We start from the raw sequence: 14,704 nt of genomic DNA, 5'->3' as shown, positions 1-14,704 counted from the left end.
ACACACCAATGAAGGTCCGGTTAAGACCCTATGAAGGTATGATACAGGTCTTCAATGCCTGTCATGGTCTGCCTTGCCTCGTATATTTCCGTATGCGCCGCAGCATGGCGGATCACGACAGGGATATGAATTATATCGTCCACTTCAACAATAATGGAATCTTCGCCCGTATATAAATTGTTCACGTACATTTGCTGGCGAAGCGCTGCTTCAAGCTTAGCCCTGTTGATCGGGCTTACTTTTATCGTGACTGCGGGCTTGCCTATTTTATGCCTTATCGACATCACGCTCTCATTCAAAAGAGTGGTCCCGTCGCGTATGATCGTTACGCCGTCGCATACCCGGTCAATGACGCTCATGTTATTCGCAGTAAGGACGACGGTCTTGTCGTTCTGTTCCCGTATGACCTCCATGAACTTCACGCAAAACCCGGGGTCCAGCTCTGCCAGAGAGCCGTCCATCAGCAATACGCTGGAATCTTTAATAAGGGATAAGCCCAGACAAAGGCGTCTCCTCATGCCCAGTGATAATTCTCCGGCATTCCTGTCAAGTAAGCTGTCAAGCTCTAAAATCTCGGATAGAACGGATATTCTATACTGGATCTCTTCCCTGTGTAAGCGGGCCGACCTTCCGGCCTTTTCAAATATCTTTTTGGGTGATTGCCTGTCAGGTATGGCAGAAAGTTCAGGCACCAGGCTTACCATAGACCGGATCTCCCGGACACTGGACACGGGAACACCGAGTATGGTCACGTCTCCAGAATCAGGCTTTAGATCCGCGGAAAGTATCCTGATGATCGTGCTTTTTCCGCTACCGTTAGGCCCTACAAGACCATGAACAGTGTTCTTTCTGACCGACATCTCAAAATTATCCAGAGCTTTTACGCTCCCGAAATATTTGACCAGCCCGTGAGCTTCCACCACGCTATCACTTTATCCTGTAGATTACTAATAACTACATAAATATACAATAACTTGTTGGAGGACGTTATAGACAAACTTGATAATACCCTGTGCATATTAGTTGAGAGACCAGAGATGTACGAGAATAGAATTCAACATGCCAATATTCGCGGAACCATGACAGTGAACGATCTCGTGAAAGAGATGAACGGATGTGCTTTCGGCGCGGGCAGGCTCGCAATGGCCTGTGACATACTTGAAGAGATGCAGGATGACGGCGTCACTAAATTTTTCGGGCTTTCAGGCGCCATGGTGCCCGCGGGAATGAGAAATATTGTTTCTGATATGATACGTGATGGACACATAGACATTCTTGTCACGACGGGAGCTAACATGGTCCATGATGCTATCGAGGCAGTAGGCGGTTACCATGAAAAGGGCTCCGACACGGCGGATGACATAGAGCTGAAAAACAAGCATATTAACCGTATCTATGACGTATTTTTGGACGAGGGTTGCTTCGGTGTCCTCGAGGAAAAGATGCAGGGCATATACGGGAGCATGGACCCGTCAAAAGTATATTCGATAAGGGAATTGTTATCCGAGATCGGTAAAAACCTCGATGATAAACATTCCATCCTGAGGAGCGCATATGACATGGGAGTCCCGATATACTGTCCTGCCATACAGGATTCCGTATTAGGCCTGCAGGCATGGCTATATAAGCAAATGAATAAGCTTACTGTGGATGCCTTCGCGGATATGAGGGAATTCATGGATACCTGCTATGGGGCAAAGAGGACGGGAGCGCTGCTCATAGGCGGAGGCGTGCCGAAGAACTATGTGCTGCAGAGCATGCTCGTAACGCCCAGGGGCGGTTTCGACTATGTGATACAGGTGACGATGGACCGCGCTGAGACAGGAGGGCTATCGGGAGCGACTCTCGACGAGGCCAGAAGCTGGGGCAAAGTAGGAGATAACGCCAAAGCCGTCCAGGTTTACTGTGACGCGACGATCGCACTGCCGATCATGCTGGCGACATTGAAAGAAAGGAAAAATAAAATGTAGTTATATCGGGTGATAATGATGACTGAGATCAAGGAAAAGATCGATACGATAGAAAAAAAGGGAAAGAGCGAAGAATATTTGAAAGGATATGTAGAGGGTTTCAAGGAAGCTTTATCGACGATAGGACAGGATCTTATCGATAATGAGATGAAAGATTACAGCGTTGAAGATTACGGAAAGCTTTACCAGAACGTCGCCAAAGAGATGGGAGACTGTATTAAATGCCAGAATATCGGCTCCGAGAAAGGATGCCCGGCAGGAAAGACGATCTGGTGTCCCAGGATAATGGAAACTCTTGAGTGAAGATCATTTCTTTTTTATTCTTAGGCTTTTTTTGATTTTTTGGTGTTGTTTCTTTTCGGATGGCTGGTAGATGCTGACCTCATGAAAAAAACAGAAACACAAAAATACATATACCTTTTTTACATAATATTGCAATCCATTTCGTTCAATTTATTTACTTTTAGGTATTGTATCAGAAGCAATGAAATATCTTATCAATCCCGGGGCGGAAGAAGCTTTTACCATGCTGGAAGAATCCCGGTCAGGCGTTAAAAAATTGATGGTCACGTTAGTAGGTAACTGTAAGGTAGAGTATTCCGGGCGTGCGAAATCTTTTTTAGATTATGGGGACCGCCTGTTAATAATAAAAGCGGACGGCACCATCATGGTCCATAACAATCAAAAAAGGGAGCCGTTAAACTGGCAGCCGCCGGGCACGAAGATAAGATATGCGCTGGATGACGGCCTGACGATAGAGGCGAAAAGAACCAGCCCACAGGAGCATATGCACGTGCATTTTTTGCATATTCATTCTCTAAGCGTATTCCAGCTTGATGACGGTGCGGAATTAAATATCATCGGTGAGGAGTCGGACATTGTCAATAAGATAGTCGAGGATCCGTCAGTAATAGAGGAAGGTCTGAGGGTCGTAAGTCGCGAAAAGGTCACCAACTCGGGATTCATAGACCTGCTATGCGAGGACAGGGAAGGCACCACCGTGGTGATAGAGGTAAAAAGGTCATCGATAACTCCGTCGGCAGTGTACCAGTTAGAGGCATACCTGACTGACTTTAGAAAGAAGAACGGAGAGATAAAAATGAGAGGGATACTCTGCGCACCGCGAGTATCGGAACTCGCAAAAACGCTCATTGAGCAAAAAGGACTCGAGTACAGGAAGGTTGAATGGGAATTCGAGCTGAAAGATAAAAAACAGGCATCACTGGACATATTTTAAAAATACATCTATATAAATTGTTAAGTTAATTAAATAAACTATTGACCGTTTAAAAATCTATTTCCGAAAACTATAAATTTATAATACGGTATTAAGTCAAACCGCTTATTTGGATGGGTTGATTCGCACCTGATCAGCCATAATCAGGCGGGAACTTTAAATGCCATATATCCTTTCCAAATAAGCAATAAATTTTATTCAAATCGGATATGACCGGGATACTTTTACCCCTAAAAATCATAAAAAAGAATTAAGCAGTGTCTTTATACGTATATGGTGGTATTGACACCGCTCTGCAGCTCTTCTGCCTGCATCCTGCTTTGCTGTGCAAGCGAATTGTAGTGGTTTGCCTGTTCTACGTAATAGTTGAATTTTATGTAGTTAGGAGTCTCCTTCGAATCCTGGAATTCATGCTCAATATAAGCATCGCTATGATATCCATAGCAAACCGAACTATGGTCAGCTGTCTCGTACCACTTTTGGCTTAACCTTAGCTCGTTGTCGTTCAATGCATATTGCTCCATATCCTTAAACAAGACCTTAGCATCCTCCATGCTGTCGCGGGCTTTTAACGCATAGGAACTTGCATTATTCCAGTCCATGTCGTTTGCATAAGACTGGCTTTTATATATGAAGTCTATGCCGCGGTTAAATTTTTCTATGCCGGCATAAAATTTCTCGATATACTGGTAATGGCGCTCTACCGTTTCATTGACCGGCTTTTTTGTGGGTTCCGGGGATGGTGTGGCCGTTACCGTCGGCGCCGGGGTTGGCGTCGATTTGATCGGGTTCTTTAAGTAACCCACGCATCCTGCTGACAGGATGAACGCTATGATGGTTAACGTAATGAACGTTAGCCTGATTGTCTTTGATGTCAGGTTTATCAACCTCTTTATTGATTTTTGATGTTTTCTATTACTGGCAGATTGAATTATATTTGCTCAAATTTAACCTCTTTGCTCTTTTTTACAATAGTCATAGTAAAATATAGATGCCTCGATAATTATTTTAGGACATGAAAATCAAATATATTGAAATACCTTGCTTCATCATAGACGAGATATTAGGTGATTGTAAAGAAAGACGACCAGAGGAGGCGTGCGGGATACTTGTAGGAAAGACTCGCGATGACGTTATTGATATCGAAGAAGCGATCCCTATGATAAATAAGCTCGGGTCGGGGCACGAGTTCATGATAGACCCCGAAAGACTATATCACGTCTGGAAAACGATAGATTCGCAGGGAAAGGAAATAACAGGCGTGTACCATTCTCATATATACCATAGCAGCGAGCCATCCGGTAAAGACATTGAGAATATGAAGATCACGGGCCTGATGCATTTTATTGTCGGCAGGGATTACGAGATCAGGGCTTTCAATTTTGATGAATGCCTAAAAGAGATAAAAATAATATTAAAAGATTGGCAGGCGAGCCTGCCTTAAGGTCGATCGGGGATCACCATCCGCGTGTCTGGATGATCTCTTCCTTTGGCATGGTGCTGACGCCTATGCCTTTCATCGGGGTGCCGATACCCTTTGATATCTCGGCAAGCTTCGCGGGGTTGTCGTAATTGTTTACGGCCTCTACGATCGCCTTCGCCATTTTCTCCGGGTTTTCTGACTTGAATATGCCCGACCCGACAAATACTCCGTCGGCACCGAGCCTCATCATCAATGCCGCGTCGGCCGGCGTCGCGACACCGCCAGCTGCGAAGTTCACGACGGGGATCCTCTGTAGCTCTGCGGTCTCGATAAGAAGGTCTGCAGGCGCTTCAATTGTCCTGGCGTACCTGACAAGCTCCTCATGCGTCTTGCCCTTAAGCTCGCGTATCTGGCCCTGTATCATCTTCATGTGCTTGACTGCCTCGGATACGTCCCCGGTGCCTGCCTCTCCCTTAGTCCTTATCATGGCTGCGCCTTCGGCGATCCTTCTTAAGGCCTCTCCGAGGTCCCTGGCACCGCAAACGAACGGTACTGTGAATTTTGTCTTTTCGATGTGGTATTTTTCATCGGCGGGCGTTAATACCTCTGATTCGTCAACCATGTCGACGCCTAATGCTTCCAGTATCTCTGCCTCGACAAAATGCCCTATTCGGGCTTTTGCCATGACAGGTATTGTGACCGCGTTGATTATATCCTCGACGATGGCCGGGTCCGCCATTCTTGCTACGCCGCCGGCTTTTCTTATGTCGGCAGGGACGGCCTGTAATGCCATTACGGCTACGGCTCCCGCATCCTCCGCGATCTTAGCCTGTTCCGGGTTCACCACATCCATTATCACTCCGCCTTTCTGCATTTTGGCGAATCCTCTCTTTAACAGGGTGGTGCCGTGACGTAACTCTTCTAACTTCATGATAGTACCTTCATAAATTTATTTGCGTTAATTAACTGATTTTAAATATTTAAATACTACGAGTTCCGTTCAAAAACTCAAATTGAGATTGCATATAATTGATATATACTTTTATGTTTGAACAAATAAGCTTACCGATAAAGCTATGAAAAACTTATCCGCTGATGAAATTTCAAAAAAAATTAGCGCCTGTCAGCGTCGGTGCCCTATTTCAAGCCCTTGATATCAGCCTTTCCCGGTTGAATGTCTTTACACTGATAAAATAGGCTAAAAAGATCGCCGTTAAAAGTACGGCCAGTAAAAGCAAATTGAAGATCAACGGCTCTACAGGGAGATAGGCCTTTGCGAATATCAGGCCGAGTAAAACTCCGAGGACGACGAAGCTAGACATATATGCCTCGTTCGTGCTGGAAACGAAGCCTGACACAGCGACTATCAGGAACACGGACAATACTACGACCATGGGGGCAAGGAGGAACACGACTAATATCAGCGATGGTGTCAGAAGCCCGCTATCCCACACGATCCTGCTTCCGTCCGCAAAAAACGTATATCCCACTATTATTGAGAATATAAAAGCCAGAGAAAGTAATCCGGATATCACTGCCGCGAAAACTTTCCCCAGGAATATTTCGCCATCCGTCAGAGGCAAAGATAGCAGGTGCTCTATCGTCTTTTGATCCTTCTCAAGAGGAAATGCCATCGCGGATATTGTGCTGGATACTACCACAGCGTAAAACGACGCGAACAGTAGCAAATACTCAAGAGCGCCTGTAAGCGCTGATGCAGTATACCCTCCGCTGACGAGAACGGCATGTATCTGCTGGATAGGGACAACAGAGAATATCGCCAGCATTAATATATTCCTGATGATAGCCGGTTTGCTTCGATAGTACGATAGTATCTCTTTCCTTGCCAGGTCCCCGATAACGCTTACCATATTTATTCCTCCATGACCTTAAAATATACATCCTCAAGCGCAGGTTCCATTCTCTTTAGCTCTACTACCGGGATGTTCGCTTCCAGCAGCGCCCTGTTCACTGCAGGCATCAGTTCTTCCGGGCGGCCTGTCTTCAGCGATACGCAATCGTCCAGGACCTCAACTTGCTCCGCCCCTATCGATACCAGGATGCCCGCAGCCTTCTCTGCATTTAAAGGGGCGCCGGATACCCTGACCAGTATCGACGGGCTCGAGTATTTTGCCTTAATATCGGCCATGCTTCCTGAAGCGCGTATTGTACCTTCCTTTAGGATTGACACGCTATCGCACATTTTTTCAACTTCGGATAATATATGTGAAGTGATAAAGACTGTCTTTCCTTCTTTTTTGAGATCTTTGATAAGAGCCTCGATATTACGCGAAGCCTGTGGGTCCAGGCCGGATGTCGGCTCATCGAGGAATAGGACATCCGGATCATTTATCAGCGCCCGTCCCAGCGCGAGCTTTTGTCTCATGCCCTTTGAAAAATTTCCGATCTTGATATTCCTTGAATCGTAGAGGTCGAGATCTTTTAGTATATGCTCAATACGCTCTTTCCTGTCGCCGGCCTTAATGCGGTGGAGCCTTGCAGTATAGTCAAGAGTATCGAATGCTGTAAGATACTCATATAATCCGACTGTCTCAGGCAAATAGCCTATCATCCTTCTTACTGGCATCGGGTCAGATGATACATCGTACCCCCCTACACTTGCGATGCCGGAGTCGGGCTTTAATAAGCCGATCAGGATCTTTATTGTCGTAGTCTTGCCGGAGCCATTCTTTCCGAGGAAACCAAAAGTGCTTCCTTTCCTGACGTACAGGTCAATGTTCCGGATGCCGTGTTTTCCGTCATATAATTTTGTCAGTCCTTTTGCCGTTATCATATTTATCAACTGTAATGTTCGAATGATGATATGTCAGCAAAATATCGGACTTGAGAGTATATAAGAAAAATTTTGACAGAATCCTGTCATATATTGACCGTGACAGGTAAATTCGGAAAACATCAATGATGTTGAACTATCATGAACTATCGAAGGTCAATGGATCGTACGGGCATTTCATAGTATTAATCGCCTGTAATTGACTGAAAAAGTAAATGATATTTTCAAATTTAGTGCGGCACATCATGCCCTTTCAATTCATGCCTCAAATACCCGGATAGATATAAGAACATGGCAATACCGGCCGGAGGCATGAGAAATAGAGCTATTATCGATACGAATGATATTATGACCGCATACAGGTAACTAACCAGGATGTCCGCTATCTGTGGCATCGTTTATCTCCAGAATATCAATGAGTCCATAAAGGATTATCATTTAAATACTTGCAGTATATATTTGGAATATTTACATATAAAAAAGAATTAATTTGTGTTTTCTATTTTACATCCCAATAAATATTATAGACAATTTATAGGGGTTAGCAGGATAATCAATAAAATATTTATCATATTGGCGGTTATTGAAATTTGTGTCAGCCAGGGACATTGCCAGGCTCCTCAACAATGAGTCAAACCTAAAGATCATAGAAAGACTGAAAGTAAGGCCATACTACCCGCGTGAGCTTGCCATGGAGATGGATCTGAGCGAGCCGTTCATAGTGAGGCGGCTTAAGGCAATGGAAGAATATGACATCGTCGAAGGCAAGTGGGAATCGGAAGGCAATCGCAGAGTCAAGCGGTATTATTTAAAGGACGTAAAAATACAGCTAGGAAAAGACGGATTTCAAATGACATCCGAAGAGATCCCGGCCATACAGGGGATAGACATCAAGAGCGAGATAAAGGGAAAGCTGCTCTGGCTGCCGCTGATAGCGCTGTTCATGTACGGGGTTCTTTTCAGCGTCGAGATCATAATCATAGCATTATCAGTGCTCATACTGTGGTATTTTGCTATATTGCTGGCGCTGTACATGGAGTTCAGGTTTAAGACGTATCTTCTGACCGGCGGGATATATGCAGCCGGCATGATAATATTGATATCAATGCTCGTGAATGAGTACTTATATAACATACCGGCAGATATAATGGCCGTTTTATGGCTGGTCTTTACAGCGGCTTCATTGTTCATACTAAGGTATCAGGGCAGATACTACCAGGTCGAATACAGGGATATGAAAAGAAACATAAAAAGTCTTGTCCTGGACCTGGAATCGGCATCGATACAAAAAAAGATATTCTATCTACCCACTGTGGTAAAATGGAAATTAAATGAATATTTTAAAGTGATCTAGACCTGTACCATCAGGATAAATAATTTTATTATATAATAGATAACTGTAAATTTAGTTGATCATTCTCATCAAAATGTGAAAAATATATCATAGGTTAAAATTTTTGAAGGGCGGATAATGGAAAAACCCGACGATGATTGTGAAGTGCGATGCGTACATCCGGAAACTGTCCGAAAGGCCAGGTCAAAACAGATGAGTGAAGAGACCGTTGAGCGCCTGTCGGAGATATTCAAAGTTATGGGAGACCCTACGAGGTTGAAGATCATAAACGCGCTTTCGGCCGGGGAGATGTGCGTATGTGACCTGGCGAACGTGATAGGCATGGAGCATTCGGCTACGTCGCACCAGTTGAGGATCTTAAAAGCGCTAAGGCTGGTCAAGTACAGGAAACAGGGAAAGTCGGCATATTACTCGCTGGACGACGAGCACGTCCTCACGCTATTCAAAGAAGGCTGGAAACACGTTCACCATGAGTGATACGGTTTTCAGGACAAGGATCATCAGCATTTTTAGAGTTTTTAGTTTATGATAATTTTTTTGAGTACAGGTAAATACAGAATATACATGACTCTCAAGAGCATAAGATAAAAACAGCAACTTTTCCTCATCAAAGCTAAAAACGCTATTACAGCCAGTTCATCAGGTTTTATACGCTGGATACTTGTGTTAATGTTATTGATTTCCTTATCTAAATAAGATTAAATCCCGCATATTATAGCGAATTAAGGTGAAACCGATGGAGACCGGCGAAAAGGAACTCGATAAAAGCGGTGAAGCTATCGAAGATACTGAGGAGTGCATCCAAATATCGGATGTTAAGACTACAAAAGCTTCTAAAGACGAGCCGTCAAAATTAAAAAATCAGCCAAAATAAGGTTTTATATTTTAATGATCCATTCAATAAATTTTGTAACTATATTTTATTGGTAATCAATTTTGTGAATATATAATATAGTAATTTAGATTTTTTAAAATACTTTTTAAGAATTATATACAAAATCGTATAATTTTATACAGTAATGGCTGTTTGACCGATAGCTTTTTATTTAAAATTATCCATCACTTTTGTCATTGTTATTCATACTAAAAATGAGGATTGGTAATGGCGATACTGGATATTATTCAGAACTTCGTTAATGAAGTGAACTCTTTAGTGTGGGGACCCGTTATGTTATTTTTCCTGGTGGGTACCGGGTTATTCCTCACTTTAAGATTAAAAGGCATACAGTTCAGCAAGCTACCCCTGGCATTTTCCAGGGCGATAAATTCCGTGCAAACGCGCAAAGACAAGCTTGAAGGGGACATACCCGCATTTCAGGCACTGTGTACGGCTCTGTCGGCAACGGTGGGCACCGGCAACATAGCAGGTGTCGCTACAGCGATAGTCCTTGGAGGACCCGGAGCATTATTCTGGATGTGGATGACCGCTCTCGTAGGAATGGTCACGAAATATTCGGAAGCAGTACTGGCTGTGAAATACAGGGTCAAGAACGAGGACGGCACAATGTCGGGCGGTCCGATGTACTACATCGAGAAGGGCCTTGGCATGAAATGGCTTGCAGGATTGTTCGCGTTCTTCGGCATGATAGCCGCGTTCGGCATAGGAAGCATGGTACAGGCAAACTCCGTCACAATGGCGATAACCTCTCAGCTTGATGTCGGCGGTTCTGTTTCAGTGCCCGTATTCGGCGAAGTAGGAGTGCTGAGCATTGTAATAGGTCTGATACTTGTATTTATTACCGCGCTTGTTACCTTCGGAGGTATCAAGAGAATAGGAGCAGTAGCTTCTATAATTGTGCCGATCATGGCGATATTCTATATCATAGGCGGTTCTATCGTACTTATATTAAACTTTTCAAAGATACCCGATGCTCTCGTACTGGTCTTCACCTACGCGTTCACCCCATACGCAGCAGTGGGCGGTGCTGCAGGTTATGCAGTCGCCAGTGCCGTAAGATATGGTATGGCACGTGGAGTGTTCTCGAACGAAGCAGGTCTCGGTAGCGCCCCGATAGCATACGCGGCGGCAAAGACAAAGAGCCCGGTCAACCAGGGCCTTATAGCGATCACGGAAGTATTCCTCGACACGATCGTCATCTGTTCCATAACAGGTCTCGTCGTTCTTACGAGCGGCATCTGGGACGACGGCACTCTTACAAGCTCAGGACTGACCATAGCGGCATTCGAAAGTTCGCTCGGCATAGTAGGTCTTGTAGTAGTTGTATGCTGTGCAGTATTATTCGGCTATTCGACAATACTTGGCTGGGCATACTACGGGGAGCAGTGCTTTGACTATCTCTTCGGCAACAGGATGAAGAATTTCTATAAGGTACTGTTCCTGGTAGCAGTCTTATTCGGCTCCGTTACAAAGGTCGGTCTCGTCTGGGATATTTCCGATACGTTCAACGGCATGATGGCCATACCGAACCTTATCGCGCTCGTAGGTCTTAGCGGCGTAGTGGTCGCGGAGACAAAGAAGTACTTCGATGAGCGTAAGAAGGGTGCGGAAAGCCCGGATACCGATAAGGCCACAGTATGATACATCCGGGGCTATAAGCCCCTGATCTTATTTTTTCATATAAAGATATTTGATTTTTCGGGCAATTATTGTTTTTTTCCGCATGAATCACTTTTATTCATAAAAATACCATATTGTTTTGGTGTTTAGCATGCAAGAACAGGTTCCCAAAGGATATGGTAAAAAATTCGATCTCCCCAACATGACCAGGCAGGAAATGCTCGATCTGCTAAGAGAACAGAACGTATGCCGTGTTTCTTTCAACGATGAGACATATCCGTATACATTACCTATGGAATATTATTTCTCAGGCGACGTCATGTATCTTCACTTCACGAACACCGGGAAGAAAATAGACCTGTTAAGAAAAGACCCTAATGTGACCGTAGAGGTTGACTGGGCCAGCGGAGACCTTACAAACTACAGGAGCGTAATAATAAAAGGAAAGTTAGTTGGAGTGGAGAACGATGTTGAGCGGAACTTCATAAACGTAGAGATGGAGACAGCGATCAAGGATAAGAGAGGTATAAAGGACCTGCTTGGCATTCCCTGGGAAAAGAAAGGCATAGATTATCTCGGAGCATCGAATATACCCATGATTTTGCTTAAACTGGACATCAAAGAAATGACTGGTAAAAAAGCTTTTTAATACCAGTTATTTTTATAATTTGATAGTTAATTTTGGTTTTATTCCATATATTTTTCTTCTTCTAAAGTAAAAATAAACAGCGTCTGCCCTGTACATGAATAAGGGAAAATGTTTTGTATAATAATAGAATATAAGAATTCAATTTAGGTATTTTGAAATTAATTTCAAAAGAATAACGATGACAGGTTCGATGTATGACATACCCGGACCGCATATCAGCTATAAAGGTGCAAAATATGAGTGTTGGCAAGACCATCCGTATGGAGCGAATCTTTAACCGACGTACAGGAAAGACTGTGATGGTCCCGATGGACCACGGCATTACGCTTGGACCGGTTACCGGGCTGGTTAACATAAAGGACGTACTTACCCTCGCCGTGGAAGGGGGTGCTAACGCCGTACTTATGCACAAGGGTATCGTAAAGGACTGTTATATCAAATGCCCGAAAACCGCCGGGCTTATAGTACATCTTTCTGCCAGTACCAATCTGAGCTCTGATCCCGACCATAAAGTGCTGGTGACCACACCCCTGGAAGGCTTGAAGCTCGGTGCGGATGCTATCTCCATACATGTGAATATCGGCTCTGAAAAAGAACAGCTGATGTTGCAGGATGCAGGATATGTCTCGAGAGAATGTGAAGAGTATGGGCTGCCGTTCCTTGCCATGATGTACCCGAGAGGCAAGAACATCCATAACCAGTACGATAAAGACCTTATAGCGCATGTTTGCAGGGTCGGCGCCGAGTTAGGGGCGGACATCATTAAGACAAACTATACCGGTGACCCTGACAGCTTCAAGCACGTTGTAAAAGGCTGTCCTGTACCGGTCCTTGTAGCCGGCGGCTTAAGGACTAATACGGATGTCGAGCTATTGCATAAGATCCGCGGTGCGCTTGAGGCAGGCGCAAAGGGAGTGGCCATCGGGCGGAACGTATTCATGCACGAGCAGCCTGCACGTATGGTGAAAAGGATATGTGCCGTGGTGCATGAAGGGCTAAGCCCTGAAGAAGCCATGGAGATATAGATCATTTTTACTCAGTCCTATGATAGATATAAAAGACCAACCTGCCATAGCCATCAACGGGCTTACGAAAAAATTTGATAAACTGACGGCTGTAGACAACGTTGATCTGGAAATAAAGGACGGCGAGTTTTTTGGCCTTCTGGGGCCTAACGGCGCGGGAAAGACAACTCTTATACGTACGCTTGTAGGCCTTTCAATACCCACATCAGGCAACGCGACGATCTTCGGGAGAGACGTCGTCAATGACATGTATGAGTCAAGGGAGTTAATAGGCGTAGTCCCGCAAGAGTTCAATTTTGACGAAAACCTGACTGTCAAGGAGATCCTGACTTATCACGCAGGCTATTATGGCATTAGTAGAAAAGAAAGAGAGGAACGCGCTGACAGGATCCTTGAGTTCCTTGAGATAAAAGAAAAAGCCGGACAGCTGTGTAATAAGCTCTCGGGAGGCATGAAGCGCAGAGTGCTGATCGGAAGAGCGCTTATGCAACAGCCTAAAGTGCTGTTCCTGGATGAGCCCACCACGGGCGTCGACGTGCAGCTGAGGCGTAATCTCTGGGTAATGCTAAAAGAGCTCAACGCCAGAGGCACGACCATAGTGTTGACCACCCATTATATCGAGGAAGCTGAAAGCCTGTGCGACCGCGTCGCCATCATGGACCACGGAAAAATAATCGCGCTGGGCACGCCTGAAGAGTTAAAGAGATCGTCGGACAGTATCAACCGGATAGAGTTAGAGATATCGGGTAACGAAATACCGGATATTAAAATGATACCGGGCGTGTTGAGCTATTCGCGTAAAGAGGACATATTGACGGTAAGGGTGACGGATACCGGCACTGCCGCAGTCGCTCTTCTTGATTACCTTAAGACGCACGGGGTCTCGGTCAGGTCGATGCATATCAGGGAATCTACGCTGGAGGACGTGTTCATAAAGCTTACAGGTCGTGAGATGCGTGATTAAGGACCTGACGGCAATGCGTATGATGCTCATCAGGGAGATAGTCAGGTTCACAAGAAAGCCTAACCGCACTATCCTGCCCAGCATAATATCCGCTTTTCTATACATTTTCGCTTTCGGGTATGCGCTTGGCTCCGTCATACCGCCGATGGGCGGTGTCCGTTATATAGAGTTCATGCTGCCGGGTATCGTGCTTATGCAAGTGATAATCCATGCATACATTAATCCCGCCTACTCCATCTACTCGTCCAGGGAGGATAAGTATATCGAGGACCCTCTGACCACATCCATGCGATACTCGTCAATGGTGATAGCATATGTCCTTGGTGGCATGGCACGAGGGCTGTTTATGGGCATTATCATTTCAGCGACGACTATGCTGTTATTCGGCATCCCGATGTACGACGTGCCCCTGTTCATGCTCTTTATGATATTCACATCCGCTACTTTCGCATGTTTTGGCGTTATGCTGGGGCAATGGGCTTCCAACATCGAAGATGTGGGTAACGTCATGAGCTACCTATTAAGCCCGCTATTGTTCCTGGGAGGAGTGTTCTTCTCCATAGACATGGTCCCGGGAGAGATCATCAGGACGTTGTCCTACCTGGATCCGCTCACTTACGTAGTCGACGGGTTCAGGTATTCCATGATAGGCGTTTTAAGGACGGACCCTTATTATTGCCTCCTGGCCATCATCATATGTTTCCTGATAACGTTATTCCTTAGCTTACGTCTTTTCAAGAGCGGATATCATTTAAAGACATAGGGATCTT

18 protein-coding genes are annotated in these 14,704 nt (G+C 45.0%); 12 read left to right on the top strand and 6 right to left on the bottom strand.

The features are described 5' to 3' along the window. Positions 1-20: 20 nt before the first annotated feature. Positions 21-920: an ABC transporter ATP-binding protein gene (locus CUJ83_RS09665; protein WP_230742100.1), complete on the bottom strand. Its 900-nt coding sequence runs from the start codon at positions 918-920 to the stop codon at positions 21-23. 117 nt (positions 921-1,037) lie between these two features. Between CUJ83_RS09665 and CUJ83_RS09660 the strand changes: the two genes are divergently transcribed. The 3 genes from CUJ83_RS09660 to nucS all read left to right on the top strand — a co-directional run bounded on the left by CUJ83_RS09660 (position 1,038) and on the right by nucS (position 3,207). Further along, positions 1,038-1,970 carry a deoxyhypusine synthase gene (locus CUJ83_RS09660; RefSeq protein WP_230742099.1) on the top strand — a complete coding sequence of 311 codons (933 nt, stop codon included), beginning with the start codon at positions 1,038-1,040 and terminating at the stop codon, positions 1,968-1,970. Positions 1,971-1,988: 18 nt separating this feature from the next. After that, on the top strand, positions 1,989-2,273 hold the full coding sequence (locus CUJ83_RS09655; protein WP_230742098.1) for a hypothetical protein: 285 nt from the start codon (positions 1,989-1,991) through the stop codon (positions 2,271-2,273). A gap of 181 nt (positions 2,274-2,454) precedes the next feature. Continuing rightward, positions 2,455-3,207 (top strand): endonuclease NucS, encoded by a 753-nt coding sequence (gene nucS, locus CUJ83_RS09650; protein ID WP_230742097.1) that lies wholly within the window; start codon positions 2,455-2,457, stop codon positions 3,205-3,207. Between the two features lie 263 nt (positions 3,208-3,470). Here nucS and CUJ83_RS09645 read toward each other — a convergent pair whose 3' ends face one another. Further along, positions 3,471-4,094, bottom strand: a complete 624-nt coding sequence (locus tag CUJ83_RS09645) for a hypothetical protein (RefSeq protein ID WP_230742096.1) — start codon at positions 4,092-4,094, stop codon at positions 3,471-3,473. A gap of 128 nt (positions 4,095-4,222) precedes the next feature. On the opposite strand from CUJ83_RS09645, the gene CUJ83_RS09640 reads away from it, so the two are divergent. Further along, positions 4,223-4,651, top strand: coding sequence for a M67 family metallopeptidase (locus CUJ83_RS09640; RefSeq protein WP_230742095.1), 429 nt, complete (start codon positions 4,223-4,225; stop codon positions 4,649-4,651). Positions 4,652-4,664: 13 nt separating this feature from the next. Here CUJ83_RS09640 and pdxS read toward each other — a convergent pair whose 3' ends face one another. The 4 genes from pdxS to CUJ83_RS09620 all read right to left on the bottom strand — a co-directional run bounded on the left by pdxS (position 4,665) and on the right by CUJ83_RS09620 (position 7,819). Continuing rightward, on the bottom strand, positions 4,665-5,561 hold the full coding sequence (pdxS, locus tag CUJ83_RS09635) for a pyridoxal 5'-phosphate synthase lyase subunit PdxS (RefSeq protein ID WP_230742094.1): 897 nt from the start codon (positions 5,559-5,561) through the stop codon (positions 4,665-4,667). Positions 5,562-5,772: 211 nt separating this feature from the next. After that, complete coding sequence (locus CUJ83_RS09630) at positions 5,773-6,501, bottom strand: ABC transporter permease subunit (protein ID WP_230742093.1); 729 nt, start codon at positions 6,499-6,501, stop codon at positions 5,773-5,775. Between the two features lie 2 nt (positions 6,502-6,503). Continuing rightward, positions 6,504-7,424, bottom strand: coding sequence for an ABC transporter ATP-binding protein (locus CUJ83_RS09625; RefSeq protein ID WP_230742092.1), 921 nt, complete (start codon positions 7,422-7,424; stop codon positions 6,504-6,506). A gap of 230 nt (positions 7,425-7,654) precedes the next feature. Next, the gene (locus tag CUJ83_RS09620; protein WP_230742091.1) at positions 7,655-7,819 is read right to left on the bottom strand and encodes a hypothetical protein; all 165 of its coding nucleotides are present in this window, start codon (positions 7,817-7,819) and stop codon (positions 7,655-7,657) included. Positions 7,820-8,016: 197 nt separating this feature from the next. On the opposite strand from CUJ83_RS09620, the gene CUJ83_RS09615 reads away from it, so the two are divergent. The 8 genes from CUJ83_RS09615 (at position 8,017) to CUJ83_RS09580 (ending at position 14,697) form a co-directional block, all read left to right on the top strand. Next, positions 8,017-8,778 (top strand): ArsR/SmtB family transcription factor, encoded by a 762-nt coding sequence (locus CUJ83_RS09615; RefSeq protein ID WP_230742090.1) that lies wholly within the window; start codon positions 8,017-8,019, stop codon positions 8,776-8,778. Positions 8,779-8,895: 117 nt separating this feature from the next. Next, the gene (locus tag CUJ83_RS09610; RefSeq protein ID WP_230742089.1) at positions 8,896-9,255 is read left to right on the top strand and encodes an ArsR/SmtB family transcription factor; all 360 of its coding nucleotides are present in this window, start codon (positions 8,896-8,898) and stop codon (positions 9,253-9,255) included. 259 nt (positions 9,256-9,514) lie between these two features. After that, entirely contained in the window at positions 9,515-9,652 is a 138-nt protein-coding gene (locus tag CUJ83_RS09605) for a hypothetical protein (RefSeq protein WP_230742088.1), read from the top strand. A 228-nt stretch (positions 9,653-9,880) separates the two neighbouring features. Next, on the top strand, positions 9,881-11,317 hold the full coding sequence (locus CUJ83_RS09600) for an alanine/glycine:cation symporter family protein (protein ID WP_230742087.1): 1,437 nt from the start codon (positions 9,881-9,883) through the stop codon (positions 11,315-11,317). Between the two features lie 130 nt (positions 11,318-11,447). Then, positions 11,448-11,945, top strand: coding sequence for a pyridoxamine 5'-phosphate oxidase family protein (locus CUJ83_RS09595; protein ID WP_230742086.1), 498 nt, complete (start codon positions 11,448-11,450; stop codon positions 11,943-11,945). A 236-nt stretch (positions 11,946-12,181) separates the two neighbouring features. Further along, positions 12,182-12,970, top strand: coding sequence for a 2-amino-3,7-dideoxy-D-threo-hept-6-ulosonate synthase (locus CUJ83_RS09590; RefSeq protein WP_230742085.1), 789 nt, complete (start codon positions 12,182-12,184; stop codon positions 12,968-12,970). 19 nt (positions 12,971-12,989) lie between these two features. Next, a complete protein-coding gene (locus CUJ83_RS09585; protein ID WP_230742084.1) occupies positions 12,990-13,934 on the top strand; it encodes an ABC transporter ATP-binding protein in 945 nt (314 codons plus the stop codon). Further along, the gene (locus tag CUJ83_RS09580) at positions 13,927-14,697 is read left to right on the top strand and encodes an ABC transporter permease (RefSeq protein ID WP_230742083.1); all 771 of its coding nucleotides are present in this window, start codon (positions 13,927-13,929) and stop codon (positions 14,695-14,697) included. Before CUJ83_RS09585 ends, CUJ83_RS09580 begins: the two co-directional genes overlap by 8 nt. Positions 14,698-14,704 lie beyond the last annotated feature (7 nt).

Source organism: Methanooceanicella nereidis, assembly GCF_021023085.1.
GTDB lineage: Archaea > Halobacteriota > Methanocellia > Methanocellales > Methanocellaceae > Methanooceanicella > Methanooceanicella nereidis.
The sequence above is the reverse complement of the archived record's forward strand: the minus strand, read 5'-3'. Positions and strand labels throughout refer to the sequence as shown.

Bases quoted from the DNA above. Each gene is read 5' to 3' on its own strand.
- CUJ83_RS09660 (WP_230742099.1), top strand. From the start codon at position 1,038: ATGTACGAGAATAGAATTCAACATGCCAATATTCGCGGAACCATGACA.
- CUJ83_RS09655 (WP_230742098.1), top strand. From the start codon at position 1,989: ATGACTGAGATCAAGGAAAAGATCGATACGATAGAAAAAAAGGGAAAG.
- nucS (WP_230742097.1), top strand. From the start codon at position 2,455: ATGAAATATCTTATCAATCCCGGGGCGGAAGAAGCTTTTACCATGCTG.
- CUJ83_RS09640 (WP_230742095.1), top strand. From the start codon at position 4,223: ATGAAAATCAAATATATTGAAATACCTTGCTTCATCATAGACGAGATA.
- pdxS (WP_230742094.1), bottom strand. From the start codon at position 5,561: ATGAAGTTAGAAGAGTTACGTCACGGCACCACCCTGTTAAAGAGAGGA.
- CUJ83_RS09630 (WP_230742093.1), bottom strand. From the start codon at position 6,501: ATGGTAAGCGTTATCGGGGACCTGGCAAGGAAAGAGATACTATCGTAC.
- CUJ83_RS09625 (WP_230742092.1), bottom strand. From the start codon at position 7,424: ATGATAACGGCAAAAGGACTGACAAAATTATATGACGGAAAACACGGC.
- CUJ83_RS09620 (WP_230742091.1), bottom strand. From the start codon at position 7,819: ATGCCACAGATAGCGGACATCCTGGTTAGTTACCTGTATGCGGTCATA.
- CUJ83_RS09610 (WP_230742089.1), top strand. From the start codon at position 8,896: ATGGAAAAACCCGACGATGATTGTGAAGTGCGATGCGTACATCCGGAA.
- CUJ83_RS09605 (WP_230742088.1), top strand. From the start codon at position 9,515: ATGGAGACCGGCGAAAAGGAACTCGATAAAAGCGGTGAAGCTATCGAA.
- CUJ83_RS09600 (WP_230742087.1), top strand. From the start codon at position 9,881: ATGGCGATACTGGATATTATTCAGAACTTCGTTAATGAAGTGAACTCT.
- CUJ83_RS09595 (WP_230742086.1), top strand. From the start codon at position 11,448: ATGCAAGAACAGGTTCCCAAAGGATATGGTAAAAAATTCGATCTCCCC.
- CUJ83_RS09590 (WP_230742085.1), top strand. From the start codon at position 12,182: ATGAGTGTTGGCAAGACCATCCGTATGGAGCGAATCTTTAACCGACGT.
- CUJ83_RS09585 (WP_230742084.1), top strand. From the start codon at position 12,990: ATGATAGATATAAAAGACCAACCTGCCATAGCCATCAACGGGCTTACG.